This window comes from Catenuloplanes niger (genome assembly GCF_031458255.1).
GTDB lineage: Bacteria > Actinomycetota > Actinomycetes > Mycobacteriales > Micromonosporaceae > Catenuloplanes > Catenuloplanes niger.
This window is the reverse complement of sequence record NZ_JAVDYC010000001.1, coordinates 7,655,009-7,677,965: the sequence shown is the minus strand read 5'-3', so window position 1 is coordinate 7,677,965 and position 22,957 is coordinate 7,655,009. Positions and strand designations below refer to the sequence as shown.

23 protein-coding genes are annotated in these 22,957 nt (G+C 72.5%); 11 read left to right on the top strand and 12 right to left on the bottom strand.

Annotation, left to right across the window (positions count from 1 at the left end; translation table 11 throughout):
* Positions 1–19: 19 nt before the first annotated feature.
* Positions 20–652, top strand: a complete 633-nt coding sequence (locus J2S44_RS33615; RefSeq protein WP_310422248.1) for a 2'-5' RNA ligase family protein — start codon at positions 20–22, stop codon at positions 650–652.
* A 4-nt stretch (positions 653–656) separates the two neighbouring features.
* Here J2S44_RS33615 and J2S44_RS33610 read toward each other — a convergent pair whose 3' ends face one another.
* Positions 657–1,121 carry a Clp protease N-terminal domain-containing protein gene (locus J2S44_RS33610; protein WP_310422245.1) on the bottom strand — a complete coding sequence of 155 codons (465 nt, stop codon included), beginning with the start codon at positions 1,119–1,121 and terminating at the stop codon, positions 657–659.
* Between the two features lie 171 nt (positions 1,122–1,292).
* Between J2S44_RS33610 and J2S44_RS33605 the strand changes: the two genes are divergently transcribed.
* The gene (locus J2S44_RS33605; RefSeq protein WP_310422242.1) at positions 1,293–2,093 is read left to right on the top strand and encodes an N-formylglutamate amidohydrolase; all 801 of its coding nucleotides are present in this window, start codon (positions 1,293–1,295) and stop codon (positions 2,091–2,093) included.
* Positions 2,090–3,262, top strand: a complete 1,173-nt coding sequence (locus J2S44_RS33600) for a dipeptidase (RefSeq protein ID WP_310422239.1) — start codon at positions 2,090–2,092, stop codon at positions 3,260–3,262. Before J2S44_RS33605 ends, J2S44_RS33600 begins: the two co-directional genes overlap by 4 nt.
* On the opposite strand, the gene J2S44_RS33595 is transcribed toward J2S44_RS33600, so the two are convergent.
* Both J2S44_RS33595 and J2S44_RS33590 read right to left on the bottom strand, forming a co-directional pair.
* On the bottom strand, positions 3,251–3,700 hold the full coding sequence (locus J2S44_RS33595) for a GNAT family N-acetyltransferase (RefSeq protein ID WP_310422235.1): 450 nt from the start codon (positions 3,698–3,700) through the stop codon (positions 3,251–3,253). The two genes, J2S44_RS33600 and J2S44_RS33595, sit on opposite strands and share 12 nt — an antisense overlap.
* Positions 3,701–3,794: 94 nt before the next feature.
* Positions 3,795–4,622: a TIGR03619 family F420-dependent LLM class oxidoreductase gene (locus tag J2S44_RS33590; RefSeq protein ID WP_310422232.1), complete on the bottom strand. Its 828-nt coding sequence runs from the start codon at positions 4,620–4,622 to the stop codon at positions 3,795–3,797.
* Between the two features lie 112 nt (positions 4,623–4,734).
* Between J2S44_RS33590 and J2S44_RS33585 the strand changes: the two genes are divergently transcribed.
* On the top strand, positions 4,735–6,018 hold the full coding sequence (locus J2S44_RS33585; protein WP_310422229.1) for an erythromycin esterase family protein: 1,284 nt from the start codon (positions 4,735–4,737) through the stop codon (positions 6,016–6,018).
* 27 nt (positions 6,019–6,045) lie between these two features.
* On the opposite strand, the gene J2S44_RS33580 is transcribed toward J2S44_RS33585, so the two are convergent.
* On the bottom strand, positions 6,046–7,458 hold the full coding sequence (locus J2S44_RS33580) for a chitinase (RefSeq protein WP_310422225.1): 1,413 nt from the start codon (positions 7,456–7,458) through the stop codon (positions 6,046–6,048).
* Between the two features lie 179 nt (positions 7,459–7,637).
* Between J2S44_RS33580 and J2S44_RS33575 the strand changes: the two genes are divergently transcribed.
* The 3 genes from J2S44_RS33575 (at position 7,638) to J2S44_RS33565 (ending at position 10,207) form a co-directional block, all read left to right on the top strand.
* Positions 7,638–8,006 (top strand): VOC family protein, encoded by a 369-nt coding sequence (locus tag J2S44_RS33575; protein ID WP_310422223.1) that lies wholly within the window; start codon positions 7,638–7,640, stop codon positions 8,004–8,006.
* A gap of 135 nt (positions 8,007–8,141) precedes the next feature.
* Positions 8,142–9,173 (top strand): arabinan endo-1,5-alpha-L-arabinosidase, encoded by a 1,032-nt coding sequence (locus tag J2S44_RS33570; RefSeq protein WP_310422220.1) that lies wholly within the window; start codon positions 8,142–8,144, stop codon positions 9,171–9,173.
* An 11-nt stretch (positions 9,174–9,184) separates the two neighbouring features.
* On the top strand, positions 9,185–10,207 hold the full coding sequence (locus J2S44_RS33565; protein WP_310422217.1) for a glycoside hydrolase family 43 protein: 1,023 nt from the start codon (positions 9,185–9,187) through the stop codon (positions 10,205–10,207).
* On the opposite strand, the gene J2S44_RS33560 is transcribed toward J2S44_RS33565, so the two are convergent.
* From J2S44_RS33560 to map, 3 genes are all read right to left on the bottom strand, one after another.
* Positions 10,196–11,752 carry an amidohydrolase gene (locus J2S44_RS33560; RefSeq protein ID WP_310422212.1) on the bottom strand — a complete coding sequence of 519 codons (1,557 nt, stop codon included), beginning with the start codon at positions 11,750–11,752 and terminating at the stop codon, positions 10,196–10,198. The two genes, J2S44_RS33565 and J2S44_RS33560, sit on opposite strands and share 12 nt — an antisense overlap.
* 262 nt (positions 11,753–12,014) lie before the next feature.
* On the bottom strand, positions 12,015–13,295 hold the full coding sequence (locus J2S44_RS33555; protein ID WP_310407910.1) for an IS256 family transposase: 1,281 nt from the start codon (positions 13,293–13,295) through the stop codon (positions 12,015–12,017).
* 314 nt (positions 13,296–13,609) lie between these two features.
* Entirely contained in the window at positions 13,610–14,377 is a 768-nt protein-coding gene (gene map, locus J2S44_RS33550) for a type I methionyl aminopeptidase (RefSeq protein ID WP_310422209.1), read from the bottom strand.
* 66 nt (positions 14,378–14,443) lie between these two features.
* Here map and J2S44_RS33545 point away from each other — a divergent pair, with 66 nt between their 5' ends.
* From J2S44_RS33545 to J2S44_RS33530, 4 genes are all read left to right on the top strand, one after another.
* Positions 14,444–14,728: a helix-turn-helix domain-containing protein gene (locus J2S44_RS33545; protein WP_310422206.1), complete on the top strand. Its 285-nt coding sequence runs from the start codon at positions 14,444–14,446 to the stop codon at positions 14,726–14,728.
* Between the two features lie 584 nt (positions 14,729–15,312).
* Positions 15,313–16,377, top strand: coding sequence for a PfkB family carbohydrate kinase (locus J2S44_RS33540; protein WP_310422203.1), 1,065 nt, complete (start codon positions 15,313–15,315; stop codon positions 16,375–16,377).
* A 176-nt stretch (positions 16,378–16,553) separates the two neighbouring features.
* Entirely contained in the window at positions 16,554–16,976 is a 423-nt protein-coding gene (locus J2S44_RS33535) for a CBS domain-containing protein (RefSeq protein WP_306831518.1), read from the top strand.
* Between the two features lie 180 nt (positions 16,977–17,156).
* Positions 17,157–17,627 (top strand): SRPBCC family protein, encoded by a 471-nt coding sequence (locus J2S44_RS33530; protein WP_310422200.1) that lies wholly within the window; start codon positions 17,157–17,159, stop codon positions 17,625–17,627.
* Here J2S44_RS33530 and J2S44_RS33525 read toward each other — a convergent pair.
* The 5 genes from J2S44_RS33525 to J2S44_RS33505 all read right to left on the bottom strand — a co-directional run bounded on the left by J2S44_RS33525 (position 17,595) and on the right by J2S44_RS33505 (position 22,896).
* Complete coding sequence (locus tag J2S44_RS33525) at positions 17,595–18,893, bottom strand: glycoside hydrolase family 43 protein (RefSeq protein ID WP_310430058.1); 1,299 nt, start codon at positions 18,891–18,893, stop codon at positions 17,595–17,597. The genes J2S44_RS33530 and J2S44_RS33525 overlap by 33 nt on opposite strands.
* A 125-nt stretch (positions 18,894–19,018) precedes the next feature.
* Positions 19,019–19,681, bottom strand: coding sequence for a response regulator (locus J2S44_RS33520; RefSeq protein WP_310422198.1), 663 nt, complete (start codon positions 19,679–19,681; stop codon positions 19,019–19,021).
* Positions 19,678–21,009 carry a sensor histidine kinase gene (locus tag J2S44_RS33515; RefSeq protein WP_310422195.1) on the bottom strand — a complete coding sequence of 444 codons (1,332 nt, stop codon included), beginning with the start codon at positions 21,007–21,009 and terminating at the stop codon, positions 19,678–19,680. The genes J2S44_RS33520 and J2S44_RS33515 overlap by 4 nt, the downstream gene beginning before the upstream one ends.
* A gap of 48 nt (positions 21,010–21,057) precedes the next feature.
* The gene (locus tag J2S44_RS33510; RefSeq protein WP_310422192.1) at positions 21,058–22,296 is read right to left on the bottom strand and encodes an MFS transporter; all 1,239 of its coding nucleotides are present in this window, start codon (positions 22,294–22,296) and stop codon (positions 21,058–21,060) included.
* A 90-nt stretch (positions 22,297–22,386) separates the two neighbouring features.
* Positions 22,387–22,896 carry a hypothetical protein gene (locus J2S44_RS33505; protein ID WP_310422189.1) on the bottom strand — a complete coding sequence of 170 codons (510 nt, stop codon included), beginning with the start codon at positions 22,894–22,896 and terminating at the stop codon, positions 22,387–22,389.
* Positions 22,897–22,957 lie beyond the last annotated feature (61 nt).

Here is a 22,957-nt window from a genome sequence, read left to right as displayed (position 1 = left end):
GGCCGGAAGGGGTGCCTGCGTGGAGAAGTTCATGTCCGGGAGCCGGATCTGGCCGGACGAGCAGACGCGCCTGCACTTCTACCTGCTCCCGTCGCTCGACCTGAACGGTGAGCTCGACGCGCTGATCCAGGACTACCGGGACGTGCTCGACGAGTTCCCCTTCCTGACGCTGGTGCAGGACGAGTGGCTGCACATCACGCTGCACATGGTGACCGGTGTGGCGGCCGAGGAGGTCGGTGACCGGCAGCGGCGCGGACTGATCCGCACGGTCGGCACCTATCTCGAGGGTCTCGGGCCGATGACGCTCACCGCCGGCCCGGCGCTGGCCACCCGGAACGCGGTGGTGCTGGACGTCGACGGCGATCTGCCGGGCGAGCCGTTCCACGAGGTCTACACGCGGATCCGGGCCGCGGTGGAGGACACGATCGGCCTGGAGGCGGTCGAGTTCGACGCGATGCCGCCGCACCTGACGCTGGGTTACGCGAACGGCAGCGGCGACTCCGGCCGGGTGCAGAGCCTGGTGCGGCGCAAGGTGCGGCCGAGCCGGGCCCCGTTCACCGTGGACGAGATCCACCTGGTGGAGGTCGAGCAGGACGCGATGCGCACCGAGTACCGCTGGGATCCGATCGCGACGTTCCCGCTGCTCGGTTAGGGCGCTATGCCCGGCGTGACCGGGCCAGGCGCAGCGCCGCCGGGTGGTCGACGCCGACCACGGCCAGCGCCCGGGACAGCACCGTGTCGGCCGGCGTCGCGGTCACCGGGTCGGCGATCGCGTGCAGCAGGCCCAGGAGCAGGTGCTCGGTGCCGGTGCGCGGGTCGCCGGTGCGGCGGGCGTCGTCCAGCGCGTGCCTCAGCGCGACCTCGGCGGTCGGGGTGAACGGCAGGTTGGCCGGGGACGGGTCGCGCCCGGTCAGCAGCAGCGGGCGGATCGCGCCGGCGACCACGGCCTTGCCGCCGGCCAGGTCGCGGAGCAGCTGCGCGCCGGGGCCGCGGGCGCCCAGCACGCCGAGGATCAGGTGGATCGGCGCGATGACGCCGCTGCGGCTCGCGGTGGCCTCGGCGTGGGCCAGGCCGAGGACGCGCTTGACCCGATCGGTCAGATCGATGGCGGGCGAGGTCATGGGAACCTCCTCAGGAGAAGACGGCCGAGGTCCACTGTTCCGCCGCGCGGGCACGTGAGGCAAGGACTCCCGCTCGATCGGTCACGTTCATTCGCGCGGGCCACACCCCCTCAGTCGTCCTAGGAGGCTAGTTCCGTTCCATCCGGGGGTCGGGTCGGATAGCGTCTCGACGTGATCTCCGGCGACGTACCCACGGCGGTTTTCGATCTTCTGGAGGGCGCTCCGGACTCGCCGGTCGTGCTGCACGTGCCGCACGGTTCCCGCACGCTCACCGCCGAGGCCCGCCGCGGTCTGCGACTCGACGAGGCCCGGCTGACCCGGGAACTGGATCTTCTCACGGACGCGCACACCCGCGAGATCGCCCGGCAGGCGGCGGCGCTGGCGCGAAAGACCCCGTGGACGTTCGCGAACGCCTTCTCCCGCCTGGTCGTCGACCCGGAGCGCTTCCCGGACGACACCGAGGAGATGGCCCGGGTCGGGATGGCCGCGGTCTACACCCGCACCGCGCACGGCGAGGTGCTGCGCGACGACGACCCGGCGCGCGACGCGCGGCTGCTCGACACCCACTACCGGCCGTACGCGGACGGCATGACCGCGCTGGTCGACCGGCGCCTGGCCGCGCTCGGCCGGGTCGTCGTCCTGGACGTGCACTCGTACCAGTCCCGTCCGCTCCCCTACGAGTTGCACGCGGACGGCCCGCGGCCGGAGATCTGCCTCGGCGTCGACGACTTCCACACCCCGCCCTGGCTGCTCGCCGCCGCCCGGGAGACGCTGCCCAACACCGAGATCAACACCCCGTTCGCCGGTACGTACGTGCCGCTGCGGCACTACCGGAAGGAGCCCGCCGTGAGCGCGCTGATGGTCGAGATCCGCCGCGACACGTACATGACCGAGCCGGGCGGGCCACCGCACGACGGGCTGCGGGAGATCGCCGCGCGGCTCGCCGCACTGGTGGACGCGGTGCGGGCATGAGCGTCGACGTCACCCGCGTGCTGCGGGAGTCCCCGGTGGTCGACGGCCACAACGATCTCCCCTGGCAGCTGCGGGTCCATCGCGGGTACGCCGTGGCGGGCCTCGACGCCGGCCTGCCCGCGCTGCACACCGACCTGCCACGGCTGCGCGCCGGTGGCGTGGGTGCCCAGTTCTGGTCCGTCTACGTGCCGTCCAGCCTGCCGGAACCGGAGGCGCTGGTGTCCACGCTGGAGCAGATCGACGCGGTGCACCGGATGGCCGCGGCCTTCCCGGACGAACTGGTGGTCACCGCGACCGCGGCCGCGACCCGGGACGCGATGGCCGCCGGGCGGATCGCCTCGCTGATCGGCGTGGAGGGCGGCCACAGCCTGGCGTCCTCGACCGCGGTGCTGCGCTGCCTGGCCCGGCTCGGCGTCCGGTACGTCACGCTGACCCACAACCACCACACACCCTGGGCGGACAGCGCGGCGCACCCGCCGGTGCACGGCGGGCTGACCGACGAGGGGCGCGCGATCGTCCGTGAGATGCAGCGGATCGGCGTGCTGGTCGACCTCGCGCACGTGGCGGAGTGCACGATGGACGCGGCGCTGGACGTGGCGACCGCCCCGGTGATCTTCAGTCACTCGTCCTGCCGCGCGCTGACCGAGCACGGCCGCAACGTGCCGGACCGGGTGCTGCACCGGCTGCGCGACAACGGCGGCGTGGTGCAGGTGACGTTCGTGCCGCCGTTCGTCTCCGCGGAGGTGCTGGCCTGGGAGCGGGCCGCCGACGCGGAGCGGGCCCGGCGCGGGCTCCCGGCCGGCGTGGTCCCGTGGCCACCGGCGCCGCGCGCGCACGAGGAACCGGTGTTCACCGACCGGGTCGTGGCCGACGACCTCGCCGACTGGTGCGCGGCCAACCCGCGTCCCCGCGCCACCGTCGCGCAGGTCGCCGACCACGTCGAACACGCGCGTGAGGTCGCCGGCGTCGAGCACGTCGGGCTCGGCGGCGACTTCGACGGCACCGACACGCTGCCGGCCGGGCTGGAGGACGTCTCCACGTACCCTCGGCTGCTGGCGGAGCTCGCCGACCGTGGCTGGACGGAGACCGAGCTGGCCGCGCTCACCGGCCGTAACGTGCTGCGCGTGCTGCGGGACGCCGAGGAGGCCGCGGAGGAGCTACTGCGGTAGCGGCTTGCGGAACCGGTACGCGATGTCGTTCAGATCCTCGAAGCCCAGGCCGCGGTAGAACCGGTGGGCCGCCTCGCGCTCCGGCCGCCGGCCGCTGGTCACCTCCACGAACGCGCACCGGAACGCGCTCGCGTACGCCTCCACGGCCGCCATCAGCGCGCGCCCGATCCCGCCGCGCCGCGCGTCCGCGTCGACGACCAGCGCCACCACGCGCGCGTAGTGCCCGTCCACCTCGAGCAGCGGGCTCACATGCACCGCGGTCACGCCGACCACCAGGTCGTCGGCGACGGCCACGAACACGGCGGCGGACGGCTCGTCACCCCAGTAGTCCAGCCGGGACGCCACCGCGGCGCCGTCGGCCGGGTAGCCGAGCTGGTCGAGCAGCTCCGCCACCCGGTCCGCGTCCGTGCCCTGCACCGGCCGCACCAAGATCGTCATGCGGCACAGTGTGGCAGATTCACGTTTCCCCGGCAGTCCTCGCGGGTCCACCAACCCGGCACCGGCGCCGGCCGCCGCCCGGTGCCGGCGCTGGTCATCCGGGTAGCCCGTGCCGGTCGGCGAACGCGGACAGTTCGTCCCGCTGTTCCGCCCAGGTGGCGCCGGACGGGCTGACCACCAGGCGGTCCACGCCCTGCCGGGCGAAGCCGGCCGCGGACTCCGGGGTCAGCGAGATCGCACCCCAGCGCGTGTACTCGATCGGCCGCCCGGACGAACGGGCGGCCGCCAGCTGCGCGATCCGGTCGGCCGGGCCCAGCATGCCGCCGGCGAACCAGCCCGCGCCGTACTTCGCGGCCCGGCGCGCCGCGGCCATCGACGAGCCGCCGACGTGCACCGGCAGCGCGCCGCCGGCCGGGTGCGGGCGGCTGGTGACCCGGTCGAGCCGGTAGAACTCGCCGTCGTAGCTCACCTCGTCCCGCGTCCACAGCAGGTTCAGCACCTCGAGTGCCTCGTCCGCGCGCCGGCCCCGGGTCCGGAAGCTGACGCCGGTCGCGTCCGCCTCCTGCGGGAACGCGCCGACCCCCACGGTCAGCAGCCGCAGCCGGCCCTTGGCGAGCAGATCCAGTGTGGCGAGCCGCTTCGCGAGCGTGACCGGGTGGTGGTACGGCAGCAGGAGCACGCCGGTGCCGAGCAACAGCCGTGACGTCGCCGCCGCCACGAACGTGAGACACACGATCGGGTCCGCGTAGGGCAGGTCGACCGGCATCTCGTACTCACCGAACGTCATCCCCGGCGCGAGTGCGACGTGTTCGGGCAGGTAGATGCCCTCGAACCCGAGCTCCTCCGCGTGCCGCGCGAACCGGACCAGGTGGTCGGGGTCGACACCGTAGGCCGTCGAACCATAGCTGACCGCGAATCTCATGGAGATCAGCCTAGGGCCTGTATCGACCTGGGCCTCGCCGCAGCCCGGCCATCCACGTCGATACCGGCCCCGCGACCCGGTTAGTGAGGCGCGAGGGCGGGTAACCGCTCGCATGGGCACCTACGCGGAGGACGTCGCCCGGCTGGCACTGACCGGCCGCGAGGGCACGGACGCGCTGCTGGACCGGATCGGTGACCGGCGCGTGGTCATGCTCGGCGAGGCGACGCACGGCACGCACGAGTTCTACCGATGGCGGTCGGAGATCACCAAACGCCTGATCACCGAGTACGGATTCAGCTTCGTCGGCGTGGAGGGCGACTGGCCGGACTGCGCGCGCATCGACCGCTCGGTGCGCTGCGCGGCCGACGCGCCCAGCGATCCGCGCGCCGCGCTGGCGCTCTTCGAACGCTGGCCGACCTGGATGTGGGCCAACGACGAGGTCGCCGACTTCTGCCGCTGGCTGCGCCGGCACAACGCGTCCCGGGAGCCGGCCGGCCGGGTCGGCTTCCACGGCCTGGACCTCTACTCGCTGTGGGAGTCGCTGCGCGAGATCCTCGACTACCTGCACCGGTCGGCCCCGGACGCGCTGGACGAGGCGCGGGCCGCGTTCCGCTGCTTCGAGCCGTTCGGCGAGGACCCGCAGCGGTACGCGACGGCGACCCGTTTCGTGCCCGCCGGCTGCGAGGACGAGGTGGTCGCGCTGCTGCGCCGGCTGGCCGGAGACACGACGTTCGACGCGGGGTTCGACGCGGGGTTCGGCGCGCGGCAGAACGCGGAGGTGGTGGCCGGCGCGGAGGCGTACTACCGGGCGATGGTCCGCGGCGGCCCCGACTCGTGGAACGTGCGCGACCGCCACATGGACGCCACGCTGGCCCGCCTCCTCGACCACCGCGGCCCGGACGCGAAGGCCGTGGTCTGGGCGCACAACACGCACGTCGGCGACGCCCGCGGCTCGGACATGGCCGCGGCCGGCGAGGTCACCATCGGCGGGCTGGCCCGCGACCGCTTCGGCGCGGAGCACGTGGCGCTGGTCGGGATCGCGGGCGGTCCCGGCTCGGTGATCGCCGGCCGGTCCTGGGGCGGCGCGACCGAGGAACTGCCGGTCCCGCCCGGCCGCCACGGTTCCCTGGAGGCGCTGCTGACGGAGCACGCCCCGCCCGAGGCGGTGCTGCTCTTCCCGGCCGCGCGCCCGGCGCTGCTGACCGACACCGTCCCGCACCGCGCGATCGGCGTGGTCTACCGCCCGGAGCGGGAGTCCTGGGGCAACTACGTGCCGACCGTGCTGGCCGACCGCTACGACCATCTGGTCTGGTTCGCCACCACCAGCGGGGTGCGCCCGATGCACACGCTGCACGCGGACGTCCACGAGCTGGAGGCCTACCCGTCCGGCGTCTGACCCCGGCCGGGCAGGCCTCCGCCGCGGTCAGGGCAGCGTGTCCAGGTGCGGGCCCACGGTGCCGGCGAAGCCGTTGCCGTTCGTCACGTCCCAGTTGACGGACCAGGTCATCGCGCCGCGAATGCCCGGGTAGGTGCGCGGCGGCTTGAACGAGCCGCAGTTGGTGCCGCGGGCCAGGCAGTCCAGCGCCGCGTTGACCACGCCGGGCGACACCACGCCGCCGCCCGCGGCACCGGGGCCGGCCGGCAGACCCAGCGCGACCTGGTCCGGGCGCAGCCCGTTCTCCAGCTGGATGCAGGCGAGCGCGACGATGAAGTTGACCGTGCCCTGGGCGTACGCGGCGTTCTGGTCACAGCCGAGCATCGCGCCCGAGTTGTAGAACTGGGTGTGCACGACCGTCAGGATGTCCTTGATCGCCAGCGCCAGCGCGAAGTAGGACCCGCCGGTCGACTGCATGTCGATCGTCTGCGGCGCCATCGTGATGATCAGGTTGCTCTTCTTGGCGTGCAGCGACCGCAGCGCCTGCGCCATGTAGGTCGGGTTCAGCCCGTTCTCCAGGTCGATGTCGACGCCGTCGAACCCGTAGCTCTGGATGATCGAGAACATCGTGTTCGAGAACGCGGCCGCGCTCGCCGCGTCGGACACCGCCACCCGGCCGGCCTCGCCGCCGACCGACAGGATGACCTTCGAACCCCGTGCCTGGAGGGTACGGACGTCAGCGCGGAAGTCCGCGTCCGAGTAACCGCCGAGCGCGGTGGACAGCTCCGGGTCCACGCCGAACGTGACCGCGCCCGGCGTGCTGGTCGCCTCCGCGAACGAGACCGCGACCAGGTCGTACTGTGCCGGTGTGTCGCGCAGCCGCAGCTCCACCGCCGGATTGACGAAGTTGTGCCAGTACCCGGTGAGGAAGTGCTTCGGCAGCGCCCCGTTGTTCGGCGGCGGCGTGGTGGGCGGCGGCGTGGTCGGCGGTGGCGTAGTGGGTGCGGGGGTGGTCGGCCGCGGCGTGGGTGAGGTCGTCGTGGGCGGCGGCGTGACCGCACCACCGCCGCAGGCGGCACCGTTGAGCGTGCAGTTCGACGGGCTGCCCGGCCCCGCACCGATCAGGCCGAACGTCAGCGACGCACCGCCCGCGACCGTACCGTTGTAGGACTTGTTGCGGAACGTCCATCGGGTCCCGGAGGCGCTCACGTCCGCCTCCCAGGCCGAGCTGACCGACGTCCCCGCCGGCAGGTCGAACGCCACGGTCCACGAGGTGAGCGCGGACGTGCCACCGTTCGTCACGGTGACCCGGCCCTCCCACCCGGAACCCCAGTCCGACGTCTTCGTGAAGGTGGCGGTGTTCGCCGCGGCCGCGGCCGGGCCCGCCGTCCACATCACCGCCGCACCCGCCAGCACCAGCGCGGACGTGGTTATCAACGCCGCGAGCCGGGACCGTCTCATGAGCACCTCCCATGATCGAGGCGGTTGGGGGTCGACCGCCGTCACCGGAATTATTAGGACTGTTAACAGTCCAGGGGAAGACTGTTATGGATTAATTAGGGTTCGCGCGCGTACCGGCCCACCGGCGAGACCGACCCAACCGCGGCCCGGGGCCGATCGCGACCAGTAGGGTCGGCCGCATGGCAACGCCCTGGACACTCTGTTTCGACGCCACCGACCCGCACCGGCTCGCCGCGTTCTGGGCGGCGGCGCTCGGCTACCTGCCGGAGCCCGGCTACGACGACCCGGACGGCGCCTCGATCGTGGATCCCGAGGGCCGCGGCCCGGCGATCTCGTTCCTGCGGGTGCCGGAGGGCAAGGTGGCCAAGAACCGGGTGCACGTCGACGTCCGTCCGGCCGGCCCGGCGACGGACGAGGCCACGATCCGGCGCCGGGCGGACGAGCTGGTCGCGCTCGGCGCCACCCGGGTCGCGGAGCAACGCTACGCCGGCGTTTTCGGCCACCTCGTGATGCGCGACCCGGAGGGCAACGAGTTCTGCATCGCCTGATGGTGCGGCAACCCGCGGGAGACCTTGACAGCGCGCGTCGAGTGAGCGCTAACATGCGGCATATACATCGATGAGCCTGATTGCCTCAGTTGGTCTCCACCCGGCCGGGCGCGATCGGGCCGAGAGGGGAAACCCATGCCCATGTCCCGGATCGCCCGCCGGGGACTGTTGGCCACCGCCACCGCGGCGGCGCTGCTCACCGGTGGCCTCGCCACGCTCACCGCGCATGCGGCCGAGCCGCTGCCACAGCCGGCCGTGCTCGCCACGCCGACGGTGCCGCCGGCGGCGTACCCGAATCCCGGGGTCGTCAACGGTGACGTCGGGGTGCACGACCCGACGATCGTGAAGACGCCGGCCGGTGGCTATCTGCTCGCGCACACCGGCGACAACATCGCGCTCAAGACCTCGACCGACCGGACCACGTTCCGCAACGCGGGCACGGTCTTCCCGAACGGCGCGTCGTGGACCACGACGTACACCGGGGGCAGCCGCAACCTGTGGGCGCCGGACCTGTCGTACCGGAACGGGAAGTACTACCTGTACTACTCGGCCTCGACGTTCGGGTCGAACCGCTCGGCGATCTTCCTGGCCACGTCCACGACCGGCGCGTCCGGCAGCTGGACCAACAACGGGCTGGTGATCGAGAGCAACACCGGCAACGACTACAACGCGATCGACCCGAACCTGACGGTCGACGCCGGCGGCACGTGGTGGCTGAGCTTCGGGTCGTTCTGGTCCGGGATCAAGACGGTCCGGCTGGACCCGGCGACCGGCAAGCGGGCCGACAGCACGGTCCGCGGCCTGGCCGGGCGCGGCGGCGGCGCGATCGAGGCGCCGGTCGTGTTCCGGCACGGCAACTACTACTACCTGTGGGTGTCGTTCGACCTGTGCTGCCGGGGCGCCGACAGCACGTACCGGATCATGGTCGGCCGGTCGACCAGCCCGACCGGGCCGTTCGTGGACCGCAACGGCACCGCGATGACCAGCGGCGGCGGCACCCAGGTGCTGGCCCGGCACGGCAGCGTCATCGGCCCCGGACACCAGGCCGTGTTCGCGGACACCGACTCCGAGGTGCTCGTCTACCACTACTACACCAGCAGTGGCGCAGCCCGGCTCGGGATCAACCTGATCGGCTACGACACGGCCGGCTGGCCGTTCGTCTACTGAGGAGGACGACGATGCGACGTTCCCTCGTCGCCGCGGTGTGCGCGGCGGTCCTGGTCCTGACCGGCAGCACGGTGGCGACCGCCGAGGAGCGGGCACCCGCCACCTTCACCAATCCGATCAAGCGCAACGGCCCCGACCCGTGGATGACCTACCACAACGGCTACTACTACCTGGCCACCACGACCTGGAACTCGACGATCACGATGCGGCGGGCCACCACGCTCGCCGGCCTGAACGCCGCACCCGACCAGGTGATCTTCAACCTGGCCGGCCGGCCGAACGGCTGCTGCAACATGTGGGCGCCGGAGTTCCACCTGGTCAACGGCCGGTGGTATCTCTACTACGTGGCCGGGCAGAACGTGTCCGACTACAACCCGACGCAGCGGCTGCACGTGCTGGAGAGTGCCGGGACCGACCCGATGGGCCCGTACAGCTTCAAGGCCGATCTCGGCAACGACTGGCAACTCGACGCGAGCGTGCTCACGGTCAACGGCACGCTCTACCTGATGGGCACGTACCAGGCCGGTGGCAGCTACGGGCAGAGCAACTTCATCCAGCGGCTGTCGAACCCGTGGACGCTCAGCGGTTCCCGGGTCCGGCTCAGCTCGCCCACGCTGTCCTGGGAACGGCAGACCGCGCCGGTCAACGAGGCGCCCGAGCCGCTCTACCACAACGGCCGGGTGATGGTCGTGTACTCGGCGTCCGCGTGCTGGGGCCCGGACTACAAGCTCGGGCTGCTCACGCTCACCGGCACCGACCCGCTCAACCCGGCGCACTGGACGAAGAAGCCGACGCCGGTGTTCCAGCGCAGCGATGCGAACGGCGTCTACGCGCCCGGCCACAACGGCTTCTTCAAGTCCCCCGACGGTACGGAGGACTGGCTCGTCTACCACGCGAACAGTTCCGCGTCCGGCGGCTGCGACATGAACCGTTCCACCCGGGCGCAGAAGTTCACCTGGAACGCGGACGGCACGCCGAACTTCGGCACCCCGGTCCGGCTCGGCACCAGCCTGGCCGGCCCGTCAGGTGAGTGACACCCCGCCCAGACAACTGTCCCGGATCGCGATCTCCGCGATCCGGGACACCGGCACGTCGAGCGGGTTCTCCGCCAGCACCACGAAGTCGGCCAGCCGCCCCGGGGTGAGCGCGCCCAGCTCGTCCTCCCAGCCGCAGGCCGCCGCCGCCCCCACGGTGTAGGCGCGCAGCGCGTCCAGCACGCTCATCCGCTCCGCCGGGCCGACGAGCCGGCCGCCGCGGGTGAGCCGCTCCGCCATGAACTGGATCGCGCGCAGCGGCGCACCGTCCGTCACCGGCCGGTCCGAACTGGCCGCCAGCCGCACGCCGGCCTCGAGGAACCCATTGCCCCGGTAGAGCCAGCCGGCCCGGGACGGCCCCATGATCTCGGCGTAGTCGTCACCGAGATACCAGAGGAAGTTCGGCTGCACGACCGCGGTCACGTCCAGGTCCCGGAAGCGCGCCAGCTGGTCCGGCCGCACCAGGCCGGCGTGCTCGATCCGGTGCCGCCGCCCCGGCTTGACCGCCTGCGCGGCCGCGATCGCGTCCAGCGCCACGTCCACCGCCCGGTCCCCGATCGCGTGCACGGCCAGCTGCCAGCCGGCCCGGTGCCCGTCGACGATCGTCCGGGTGAGCGCGTCCGGGTCACCGGCGAGCTGGCCGGCGTGGTCCAGACCGGCGTAGTTCTCGGTCAACGCGGCGGTCCGGGCCATCATGCCACCGTCGGTGAACACCTTCAGCGCGCCGACGGACAGCCACTCGTCGCCCAGCCCGGTCCGTACCCCCAGGTCCAAGGCTTGTGGAACGTCGTCGTCCGGGTGCGCCGCCACCGCGTGCGGCACGTCCGCCGCCACCATCAGCCGCGCCCGCACCGGCAGCCGCCCGAGCTCCCGCGCCGTCTGGTAGGCCGCCAGCTCCACCGGCGAGTGCCCGACCAGCCCGCCCGCGATCCCGGCCTCGCACACCGCGGTCACGCCCTGCGCCCGGCACTCCCGGCCCGCGTGCTCGATCGCCGCGCACAGTTCGGCCACGGAGTACGGCCAGCGCAGCCGCCGCACCACCGCCATGTCGCCCTCGGTGAGCAGGCCGTCCTCGTGCCGCACCCCGGCCGGCAGCATCGCCAGCACCGCGCTGTTGACCAGGCACGCGTGCCCCGATTCGTGCGTCACGAACACCCGGCGGCCGGCACTGACCGCGTCCAGCTCCGCCGCCGTCAGGTGCCGGCCCAGCGGCCGCTGGTCGTATCCGCCGACGTCCACCCAGCCGCCCACCGGCACCCGGCGCGCCGCCTCCGCGATCACCCGCAGCATCGCGGCCACGTCGTTCGACGGCGCCACGCTCGCCGCCCGCGCCTTCAGCCCGGTCCACGCCAGATGCGTGTGCGCGTCGACGAACCCCGGCACCACCGTCGCACCACGCAGATCCAGCACCTCGCGCGCCGGCATCCCGGCCGCGTCGCCGCCGCTCGCGAACACCCGCCCGCGCCACACGCCGAGCGCCCGCACCACCGGCCGCGCCGGATCCATCGTGACGATCGTCCCGTTCTCGATCCGCAGGTCCAGCACGCGGCCCCCTCCAGACAGCCCGGACAGCTCCGGCCAGCCTAGAACCCGAAGATCACACTTCCTCCGCCCGCTCCCGGCGTCTCACCGGCCGCACGCTCCCGCGGTATCGGCGCGGGGTTGGCCCGCGAGCCGATCATTGACCGATGCGAAAAGGCTGCCGAACCTCGCTGTTGACCTCCTTTTCGCATCGGTCAATGATCCGCGGGAGCCGGGCGGGTGCCGCGCGGGGTCCGTACCAAGATCGGTGTTTCCGGCTCTTCGGTCAGTAGGTTTCGGCGGCCGGCCAGCGGTCACCGAAGGTGATGGCGAAGGCGTTCAGCACGGGCTTCCAGCGGATCGTCCATCGTGCGCGGCCGGCCCCGGTCGGGTCCAGGCTGCGGGTCACAAGATACAGGCATTTCAACGCGGCCTGCTCGCTGGGGAAATGCCCGCGTGCGCGAACAGCACGACGGTAGCGGGCGTTCAATGATTCGATCGCGTTCGTCGAACAGATCACCTTCCTGATCTCGACGTCGTAATCGAGGAACGGGATGAACTCATCCCACGCGTTACGCCACAACCGGATCATCGCCCGGTATTTACTCCCCCATTTCTCCTCGAGGTCGTCCAGAGCGGCGAGCGCGGCGTCGGCGTTGACCGCCGTGTAAATCGGTTTGATGTCGCGTTTGATCGCGTCGGCATCCGCCCGGGAGGTCAGACGAAAAGTGTTCCGGATCAGATGAATGATGCAGGTCTGGACGATCGCTTGCGGCCACACCGCCTCGACGGTGTCCGGCAGCCCTTTCAGCCCGTCGCAGACGACGAAGAACACATCCCGCACGCCACGGTTCTTCAGATCCACCAGGACACTCATCCAGAACTTGGCGCCCTCGCCACCGGAGCCGGACCACAACCCCAGGACGTCTTTGTGGCCGTCCACGGTGACCCCGATGGCCGCGTAGACCGGCCGGTTGGCGACCTGGCCGTCACGGACCTTGACGACGATGGCGTCGATGAACACGGCCACGTAAACGGCATCGAGTGGCCGGGTCGACCATTCCGTCATCTCCGCCACGACTTTATCGGTGATCCGCGAGATCGTCTCTTTCGACACCGACGCACCGTAGATCTCCGCAAAATGCGCGGAGATCTCCCCGGTCGTCATTCCCTTCGCATACAACGACAACACGATCTCGTCGACCTCGGTCAGGCGCCGTTGCCGTTTCTTCACGATCTGCGGCTCGAACGTCCCTTCCCGATCTCGCGGCACGTCGATACGCACCTCACCGGCCGCATCCGAGATCACCGTCTTGCCGCGGCTGCCGTTGCGCACATTTGTCGACTCACGCTCCGGCGATGCCTGGTTCTTCGCATGACCGAGGTGTTCAGTCATCTCCTCGTTCAACGCGGTCTCGAGGACATTCTTGGTGAACAGCTTCAACAGGCCGTTCGGACCGGTCAGTTCCAGCCCGCGCGCCTTCGCCTCGGCCACCATCGCCGCCGCAGCGGCCTGCTCCGGCGACAGCTGCCGCCCGTCACCCTCGATCTTCTTCCGTGGACTCACAACGTTCGATGTCATCACTCACGGTGCCCATCCCGCCAGGACTTCAGCCCGGCGTGTCGGGCCGGAAACACCCCTCGTGGCACAGTCCCGCCGCGCGCGCTTGATATCTCGTCGCGTCGGCGGGGGTCCGACCCGTGCGGAGCCTGCGGGTGAGCGCGTGCGCGGCGGGGGACGCCGGACGGGACGGCGGCCGCTGAGTCGATGCACTGGTGCGGGCCGATGACGGAGTGTTCCGTACCGTGGCGGGATTTGGGGTGCGGAAGAGGCGGGCGGGAGACGCGCCGCGGTCCCGGGGGACGCGGGGATCGCGATGGTCAGGGGGCGGTCAGGATGATCGGGCCGGTGGGGGTGACGGCAACGGTGTGTTCGGTGTGGGCGGCGCGGGAACCGTCGTGGGTGCGCAGCGTCCAGCCGTCGGGGTCGGTGCGGTAGGCGTCACGGCCGGACGCGATGAGCATCGGCTCGATCGCGATGACCAGGCCGGCCTCGATGCGTGTGCCGTGGCCGGGGCGGCCCTCGTTGGGGACGGACGGCGGCTCGTGCATCAGCCGGCCGACACCGTGACCGCCGTGACGTGCCATGATGCCGAACCCGGCGGCGCGGGCGACGGTACCGACCGCGTGGCCGATGTCGCCGATCCGGGCGCCGGGCCGGGCCGCGTCGATGCCGGCGGCGAGTGCGCGCTCGGCCGCGTCGACCAGCGCGAGATCGGCCGGGCGCGGCTCGCCGACCGTGAAGCTGATCGCGGAGCCACCGCACCAGCCGTCCAGGTGGGCGCCGCAGTCGATGCTGACCAGGTCGCCGTCGGCGAGCCGCGCGCCGGTGGGGATGCCGTGCACGATCGCGTCGTTGACGCTGGCGCAGATGACAGCCGGATACGGCCGGGGTGCCCCCGGCGGGTGGTAACCCAGGAAGGACGGCCGGGCCCCCGCGTCCGCTATGACCTTGGCCGCGACGTCGTCGAGCTCGAGGAGGCTGACACCGACGGCCGCGTGCGCCCGGACCGCGGCGAGCGCCCGCGCGACGATGCGGCCGGCCTCGCGGAGCGCCGCGATCTCCGAGGGCGACTTCAGCTCGATCATGCCGACTCCTTGCCGTGCTGGCCGTGGCTGCCGGTCGATAACTATACCGGTATTACTATCAGGACCATGGTGAGGGTGCCGTTGAGCGAGGAAGAGCGGGAACGCGGCGAGCGACTGGGCCGCGCACTGCGCGACGCCCGCGGCGCGCGCAGCATCGTCGAGGTCGCGTCCGCGGCCGGCATCTCCCCGGAGACGCTCCGCAAAATCGAGACGGGCCGCATTCCGACGCCGGCCTTCTTCACGGTCGCGGCCCTGGCGGCCGCGCTCGGCCTCTCCCTGGACACGGTCTCGGCCGCGTCGGCACCCCGTCCGCGCACCGAGGGCACGAGCAGCGACGACCTCGCGGCATAGCACCCGGCCGCCCGGCCGTGCCGCACGCGCGCGACACGCGATCCGCCGGGCAACGAGCGCACCGCCACGCCATCCCTACCGCACGACCCGCCGCACCCGCGACTCACCGCAACCGCCGGCCGGCCGCCGAACCCACTCCCGCTCACCCGGCGACCCGCCACGCCCGCGACCTTCCGCCTCCGAACCCGCCACGCCTGCGCGAGCCCGCCCCGCCACGCATCCACGAACGGCCGCCGGCCACGCCCGCGAATCGACGCCCACCGAGCCCCGCGAAGCGCCGCAACCAGCAATCCGCCGCACCCGCCAAGCGCCGCCACCAGCCACGCCACGCAGCCGGGCACGCCACCCGGCCGTTCGTCGATCGCGGTCGCGATCGGCCGCTGGACGGATCTGGCGACGCCGCGCGCAGCCCTGGGCGCAATCGTCTCTCACGCGGAATGCCGAGCGGACCGTGCGTGCCGGATGACGCGAGCGGTTGATGACGCGGGCGGTGCGCGCGGCTTGCTCTCCGCCGGGCAAGGGGAGAGCTGCCGGGGCCGGACGTGCCGGTGATTCACCGGGGCATTGGCGGGTATGCCCACGTCATGACGGTGATGGTGGCCGGGCAGATCACCCGTGATCTTGTGTTGACGGTGTCGGCGGTGCCCGCGGCCGGGGAGGCGGCCGACGCGGGCGCGCGGCGGGAGATGCTCGGCGGGAAGGGCGCGAACCAGGCGGTGGCGCTCGCCCAGCTCGGCGTGCCGGTCGGGCTGCTCGGGGTGGCCGGGGCCGACGAGACCGGCGAGCGGCTGCTGGACCAGGCCCGCACGGACGGTATCGACGTGTCGTCCGTGTCGGTCCGGGGCCGGTCCGCGTTGATCGTGGAACTGCTCGACGCGGAGGGCGAGTGGCGGTACGTCCAGCACCTGCCGGAGGAGTCGCTGCTCAGCCCGGACGACGTGCGGGCCGCGGCGCACCGGCTGGCGACCGCGGACGCCGTCGTCCTGCAACTCCAGCAGCCACCGGAGGCACTCCTCGCCGCCGCCCGCGCGGCACGCGGCACCGAACGCGCGGCACGCGGCACCGACGGGGCGGCACGCGGCACCGACGGGGCGGCACGCGGCACCGACGGGGCGGCACGCGGCACCGACGGCGCGGCGACCGGCACCGGGGGGACGGCGAGCGGCCCGATCGTGGTGCTGGACGGAGCGCCGGGGGATGACGCGCTCCTGGGCTGGGCCGACGTGATCCGGGCGGACGAGCAGGAGGCGGGACTGCTGGTGGGCGAGGCCGTCGGGACCGAGGAGCGCGGCCTCCGGGCGGCCCGGGAGATCCACCGGCGTGGGCCGTGGCTGGCCGTGCTCGCGCTGGAGGGCGGCGCCAACCTCTTCGCCTGGTCGGCCCGGTCCCCATGGGGCGCGGACGGGCACGTCGTCATCCCCGGCGTGCAGACCGCGAAGGTCGATACCACCGGGGCCGGGGACTCCCTGGTCGCGGGCCTGGTGGCGGCGCTGCTGCGCGGTGACGATCCGGCGTCGGCCGCGAAGCACGCGGTCGCTGCCGCCAGTTCCACGCTCGGTCACCCCGGCGGCCGTCCCGACCTGACGCCGGAGAGCCTGACCCGCCAGCTCGCCCTGATCGACGACGCGCTGCGCGGATCGGCCCGCTGAGCGACCGGCCCACCGCACGCACGGCCCGGGCGACGCGGGACGCCCGACGCGGGCAGCGTTCCGGCCACCGGGCCGGGAGCCCGCGGAGGGCACGTTCTGAGCTGATTACAGCGGATTCGCACCCTGGACGCGGTATCAAGGAGGCAAGTGCGTCGAACCCGGAGGTGTGGCTGATCATGACGACGGCTCGCGAGATCATGACGACTGACGTGACCTGCGTCGGCGAGAACGAGTACCTGTCGGCCGCGGCGAAGAAGATGGCGGACCTGGATGTCGGGTCGCTGCCGATCTGCGGCGTGGACAACAAGATCAAGGGTGTGATCACGGACCGCGACATCGTGGTGAAGGTGCTCGGCAAGGGCAAGGACCCGAACTCGATCACCGCGGGCACGCTCGCGCAGGGAGAGGCGATCACGATCGGCGCGGACGACGACGCCCGGGAGATCCTGCGCACGATGTCGCAGCACCAGGTGCGCCGGCTGCCGGTGATCGACGGCACCAGCCTGGTCGGCATCATCGCGCTGGCCGACGTGGCCCGCGCGATGTCCGACCGCCCGGTCGGCGACCTGCTCGAGGCGCTCTCCCAGAACGGCCGCTGACACCGAGAAGCTCCACCGAGAAGACCGCGGAACCGAGAAGACCGCGAACCCGGAAGACCGCGAACCCGAAAGACCGCGGAACCGGAGGAACGGCCGCCGGATCCAGCACCTGGTCGAGGCCTCCCGTACGTCGCCGCGACGACGTGCGGGACGCCTCGATCATGGCGTTAGGATCGGGGTGTGCGGACGGGCGAGTTCCATTACACGGCGCGGCCGAGCTGCACACCCGGCGAGGCGATGGCGCTGCTCGCCGACCTGACCCGGCAGGGGGAGCTGCACCCGCTGATCGTCGCGGTGCACCACGATCGGCCGCCCCGGCCCGGCGCGATCCGCAGCTACACGATCACGGACGCGATGCGCTGGGGCCCGCTGCGGTTCCGGATCAGGTACCGGGCCGACGTCCTGAGCGAGACCGGCACCGCGCTGGACACGGTCGCCCGCCAGTCCCCCGGCGTCACGGTCCGCAACCGCACCACGGTCACCCGGGAGCACGGGCCGGACGGCCGCACCCGCATCGACTGCCACGTCACGCTCACCGCGCCCACGCCGCTGTTCGCCTACGCCTTCGCGCAGGCGCGGCGAGCCCACGGGGAGCTCGCCGCGCGTATCGAGCGGACGCTAAGCGGCCCAGGCGGTCACCGCCCGGAATGAGCTGTCCGCGCGGAACGTGGCCGAGTCCTGGTAGAGCTCGACCCGCAGCTCGTAGTTGTAGTGCCGGATGTACCGGCCGGGATAGTTGTACGACTCCAGCGACACCGACCCGGTGACCGAGCCGGGTCGGGCGCAGTAGGTGGCGTCCTTCGCGAACGTCGCCGACCCGTCGGACGGGTCCAGCCGCAGCCGGTAGTCCCAGTGCCGCAGGTAGGACCCGTTCGCCGCGCGGAACGAGGAGCAGTTCGCGTCCGCCAGCCCCGGCACGATCGTGAACGTGGCGTCCTGCTTGACCGAGGCCGCCGACGAGGACGTGACCGGCTCCACGTAGCCGAGGTGATCGCGGTGCCGTACGTACCGGTCGGGGTAGTTGACCGACTGCAGCGACCGCGGCGCGGAGACGGGCAGCGACGCGCCGCCGGACACGACCTCCTTCAGCACCGTGAAGTGCCGGGCGAACCCGGACAGCCCGGGCAGCGTCTGCGGCGTGCTCCACGAGGCGAACCCGTCGTAGGAGTCGCTGAAGTAGTACTGCCCGACCGTGTAGCCGTCGTAGTAGATCCGCCAGCCGCCGTTGTCCAGCGGCACCAGCGCCTGGCCCTCGCGCGGTCCGCCCCAGCCGGCCCAGTTCCCGGTGCGGGAGATCGTGTACGGCCCGGTCAGCGAGGACGCGGTCGCGTACTCGATGAACTTGGTCGTCTCGTTCTTGGTGAACGCGTGGTAGGTGGAGCCGACCTTGACGACGTACGTGTCGATGTGGTTCGGCCCGATGCCGCTGAGCACCTGCGGCGCCGACCACGCGCTGAGCGCGGCGTTCGTGGCGGTCAGCTTGTACGGCTTGAAGTCCGCCCCGTTCGTGGAGAGCGAGACGATCACGTTCACGCTGCCGTTCGAGTCGATGAAGAACTCCGGCGCCCAGGTGTTCTGCACGGTCAGCGGGATCGTCACGTTCCGCACGAACGTCCAGTTGAGACGGTCGGTGCTGGTGGCGAGGCCGATCGTGTTGCCGGTCCAGTTGGTGGTGTAGACGACCCAGTACCTGCCGTCGGTGTGCCGGATGATGCTGGGGTCGCGGATCAGCCCGGTCGGCGGCGTGAAGGCCGGGCCGCGCAGCAGCCGGAACCCGGTCGCGTCCGGCGACTCGTACACGTACATGTTCGACTCGCTGCTGTTCGTGAACGCGGTCATCGTGTACCGCGTCCACGATCCGGGCGGCGGCGCGGCCGCGGACGCGGGGACGGACCACCCGAACAGAGCACAGACCACAATCAACAATCCAGCGACGGTACGTCTCACAGCAGCCTCCAAGGCGCACACGCTCGTGTCCGGCGTGTTGCATCGATGTGTCGGCGAGGCATCGGGAGACAGTGTTAGCGCTCACACGGCGCAAGTCAAGGCTGTCGATTCGATCCGCGCAGATACGCCAGCACCGCGAGCACCCGGCGGTTGGAGTCGTCGTCCGGCGGCAGGCCCAGCTTCGCCAGGATGTTCCCGACGTGCTTGCCGACCGCGGCCTCGGAGACGAACAGCGCCCGCGCGATCGCCGCGTTCGACAGGCCGGTCGCCATCGACGAGAGCACCTCGCGCTCGCGGGCGGACAGGCGGGCCACCGGGTCCTCGGGCGGGCGCTGCAGCAGCTGGCGGACCACGGTCGGGTCGATGATCGTGCCGCCGGCCGCCACGCCGCGCAGCACCTCGACGAACTCCTCCACGTCCGCCACCCGGTCCTTGAGCAGGTAGCCGACGCCCCGGCCGCCGTCCGAGTCGAGCAACGCGGCGGCGTAGGAGCGCTCCACGTACTGGCTGAGCGCCACGACCGGTAGCCCGGGACGGGCGCGGCGCAGCTCCAGCGCCGCGCGCAGCCCGTCGTCGGTCAGCGTCGGCGGCATGCGGATGTCCGTCACCACCAGGTCCGGCGTGTGCTCCCGGACGGCCTCGACCAGCGCGGTCGCGTCGCCGACGGCCGCGACCACCGGCAGCCCGAACCGGTCCAGCAGCCCGGCCAGCCCCTCCCGGAGCAGCACCCCGTCCTCGGCCAGCACCACCCGCGTCATGCCGCACGCTCCGTGGCGCGGACCCAGGGCAGCTCGATGCGGACCACGGTCGGGCCACCGGCCGGGCTGGAGAGCAGCATGCGGCCGCCGGCCGTCGCGGCGCGGTCGGCCAGCCCGGTCAGGCCGGTGCCGCGGTCCGGGCGTGCGCCGCCCCGCCCGTCGTCGGTCACCTCGACGATCAGCTGCCCCTTCTCCCGGTACGCCCGGACCCACGCCTGGCTCGCGTGGCCGTGCCGGACCGCGTTCGTCAGCGCCTCCGCGACCACGAAGTAGGCGGTGCTCTCCACGTGCGCGGCCGGCCGCTCGCCCAGGTCGCTGCGCACGGTGACGGGCAGCGCGGTCCGGTCCGCCAGTTCGCGCAGCGCCGCGGGCAGGCCCAGGTCGGTGAGCACCTGGGGGTGGATGCCGGCGATCAGGTCACGCAGCTCGGCCATCAGTGCCTTCGCCTCCTCGTGCGCCTTCGCGACCGTGGCCGCGGCCGGTGAGTCGTCCGGCACGTCCAGCTTCGCGAGCCCGAGCTGGAGCGTGAGCCCGACCAGCCGCTGCTGCGCGCCGTCGTGCAGGTCACGCTCGATCCGCCGCCGTTCCGCCTCGAACCCGTCGACCAGCCGCGCCCGGGACCGGGACACCTCGACCAGCTCGGTGTGCAGCCGGGCGCTGGCCGCCGGCTCGTGCAGCAGCGCGGCCGCGACCAGCCCGTGCACCCACGCGGTCAGGCCGACCACGTACGGCGTGGTCACCACCAGGGCGAGCCCGAGCGGCGTCCACGGCCAGGCCTCGGCCGGCGTGCTGACCTCCACGAACACCAGGTGCATCACGTCGTTCTCGGACACCAGGAACGGCGCGAGCAGCAACGCGACCGCGAACATCACCCAGCCGAGCGCGAACAGGTAGAAGACCGGCGCGGCGGCGGTGAGCAGCGTCCCGTAGGCGACCGCGCGCCACGTCGCGGCCTCGGTGTAGCGGGTGACCAGCCACGACCACGGCCCGGTCGACGGCGGCACGCGGTGCCCGCCGCGGGTCGGCTCCGGCCGGACCAGTCGCAGCCGGTGCCGTTCCAGCGCGGCGAGCGGCACCGCCAGCAGCGGTGCGAGCACGGCCCAGCACGCGACGCTGACGCCGGTGATGACCATCGCGGTGCCGGTCTCGACCGTGCTGTCCCGGGTCAGCGACACGAGCAGCGCGACCAGCGGCACCACCGGCAACGCGAGCGGCCACCCCAGCAGCGCGACCACCGGCGTGCTCGCCACGTACAGCAGCGACCGCCACGGCCACGGGGTGAGCAGGTAGTTCCGGCGTCTCAGCGCGGTCAGCGCGGTGTCGTCCATGACCGGAGACGCTATGCAACCGCGCCGCGGCGGACCACCGCCGTACGCCTACACCCGGGGTAGGTCTACCCCTACCCCGGCCGGTCGCAGCTGTTCGATCGGCTCGACCGCGGCCGGCGCGAACGCCTGGCCGCGGAGCAACGTGATGCCCAGGACCAGCACGCCGGCCGCGGCGGTGAACAGCGGGACGGCGGCGAGCAGGCCGGCGTCGTTGGCCACCGCGCCGAGCGCGGAGCCGGCGACGATGCCGACCTGGAAGACGATGCCGGTGAACGCGTTCGCGGTCTCGGCGCGCGGGCCGGGCGCGCGGCGCAGCACGGCGAGCGCGACGCACACGTTCAGCACGGAGAACGCGCCGCCCCAGAGCACCACCATCGGCAGGCCCGCGACGCCGGCGTGCACCGTGCCGGCGATCCACAGGACGGCGAGCGCGACCGTGTACGTGGCGGCTGCCGCCCGTACCCCCGGGACGGGGGTGACGTCGGCGACGCGGCCGGCGAGCGTGCTGCCGACCACCGCGGCCGCACCGTAGGCCAGCAGCAGGAGCGACAGCCCGGTGCCGGTCACGCCGAACCGCTGCTCGACGTAGGGCGCGATGAACGTGTACAGCGTGAACTGGCCGGTGACCGCGAAGAGCACGACCCCCTGGATCGCGAGTACGCCCGGGAGGCGCACGGTGGACAGCACGCTCGCGCCGGCACCGCGCACGGACGCGCCGGGCAGCATCGGCATCAGCCACGCGACCAGCACGCCGAGCCCGACCGCGACCACGCCGACGGCCAGCATCGCGATCCGCCAGTTCGTCGCCTGGCCGAGCAGCGTGGCCAGCGGCGTGCCGATCACCAGCGCGACCGAGCCACCGACCATCACGCGCGCGCCGGCCCGGCCGCGCACCTCCGGGCGGGCGAGGCGCATCGCGGCGGGCGCGGCCACCGCGAAGTAGACGCCGTGGCCCAGCGCGGCCAGCCCGCGGCCGAGCGCGAGCACCAGCACGTCCGGCGCGGCGGCCGCGAGCAGGTGACCGACGCCGAACACGGCCGCGCTGGCGAGCAGCACGTGCCGCCGGTCGAAGCGCGCGGACCACCGGGTGAGCGGGATCGCGGACAGGGCCGCGATCAGCGCGTACGCGCTGACGGTGAGCCCGACCCGGCTCTCGGTGACGCCGAGATCGTCCGACATCTCCGCGATCAACCCGATCGGCAGCGTCTCGCCGGTGACGATGATGAACGCGATGGCGGCCAGCGCCACCGTCGCCACCGCCTCCCCGCGACGCGACAGCCCGGTCATGCCCCACCCACTCTTCCTGGATCGTCAGCCCCTCATGATCCGGGAAGTGCGGCCACGGTACGAAGGGAATCGTTCCCGGTGGGAGCGGCGTCACCTCCGGGCGACGGCCCTGCGGTAGACCTCGGGCGAGAGCGTAGAGGGGCTGGTGACCCGGGCCGGGACGCCGGCCGACTCGGTGCCGCCGGCCGGGACGTCGGCCGCGGGCTTCTCCCGGGCGAGCAGGCTCTTACCGAGCGCCGCGATCGTGGTCACCACTGCAACGTTGAGCGCGGTCGTCCAGTCGAACTCGACCACGTTGAAGACGCCGGCCGCGGTGATCGAGGCGAGCAGCGAGGAGAGGAACGTCTTGGCGAGGCGGACGAACACGTCCGGCCAGAACGACAGATTGGTCGCCCTGCCGAGGTACTGCAACGCGGTGAGCAGCACGGACGCGAGCGCGGCGCTGAGCGAGACGGTGATCGCGTAGGTCCACGGCAGATCCGCGACCGAGGTGGCGGTGCCGCCGGCCAGCAGCGTGGCGAAGAAGACCTGCCCCGCGGACCAGCCGGCGCGCTCGGCGAAGTCGAGGAATATCGGGTTGGTGCGCAGCGTGTCGAACATGGCCCACATAGAACCATGTCCGTCCATAGAGGCGCACCCCCGGCGAGCGGGTGCGCCCCTG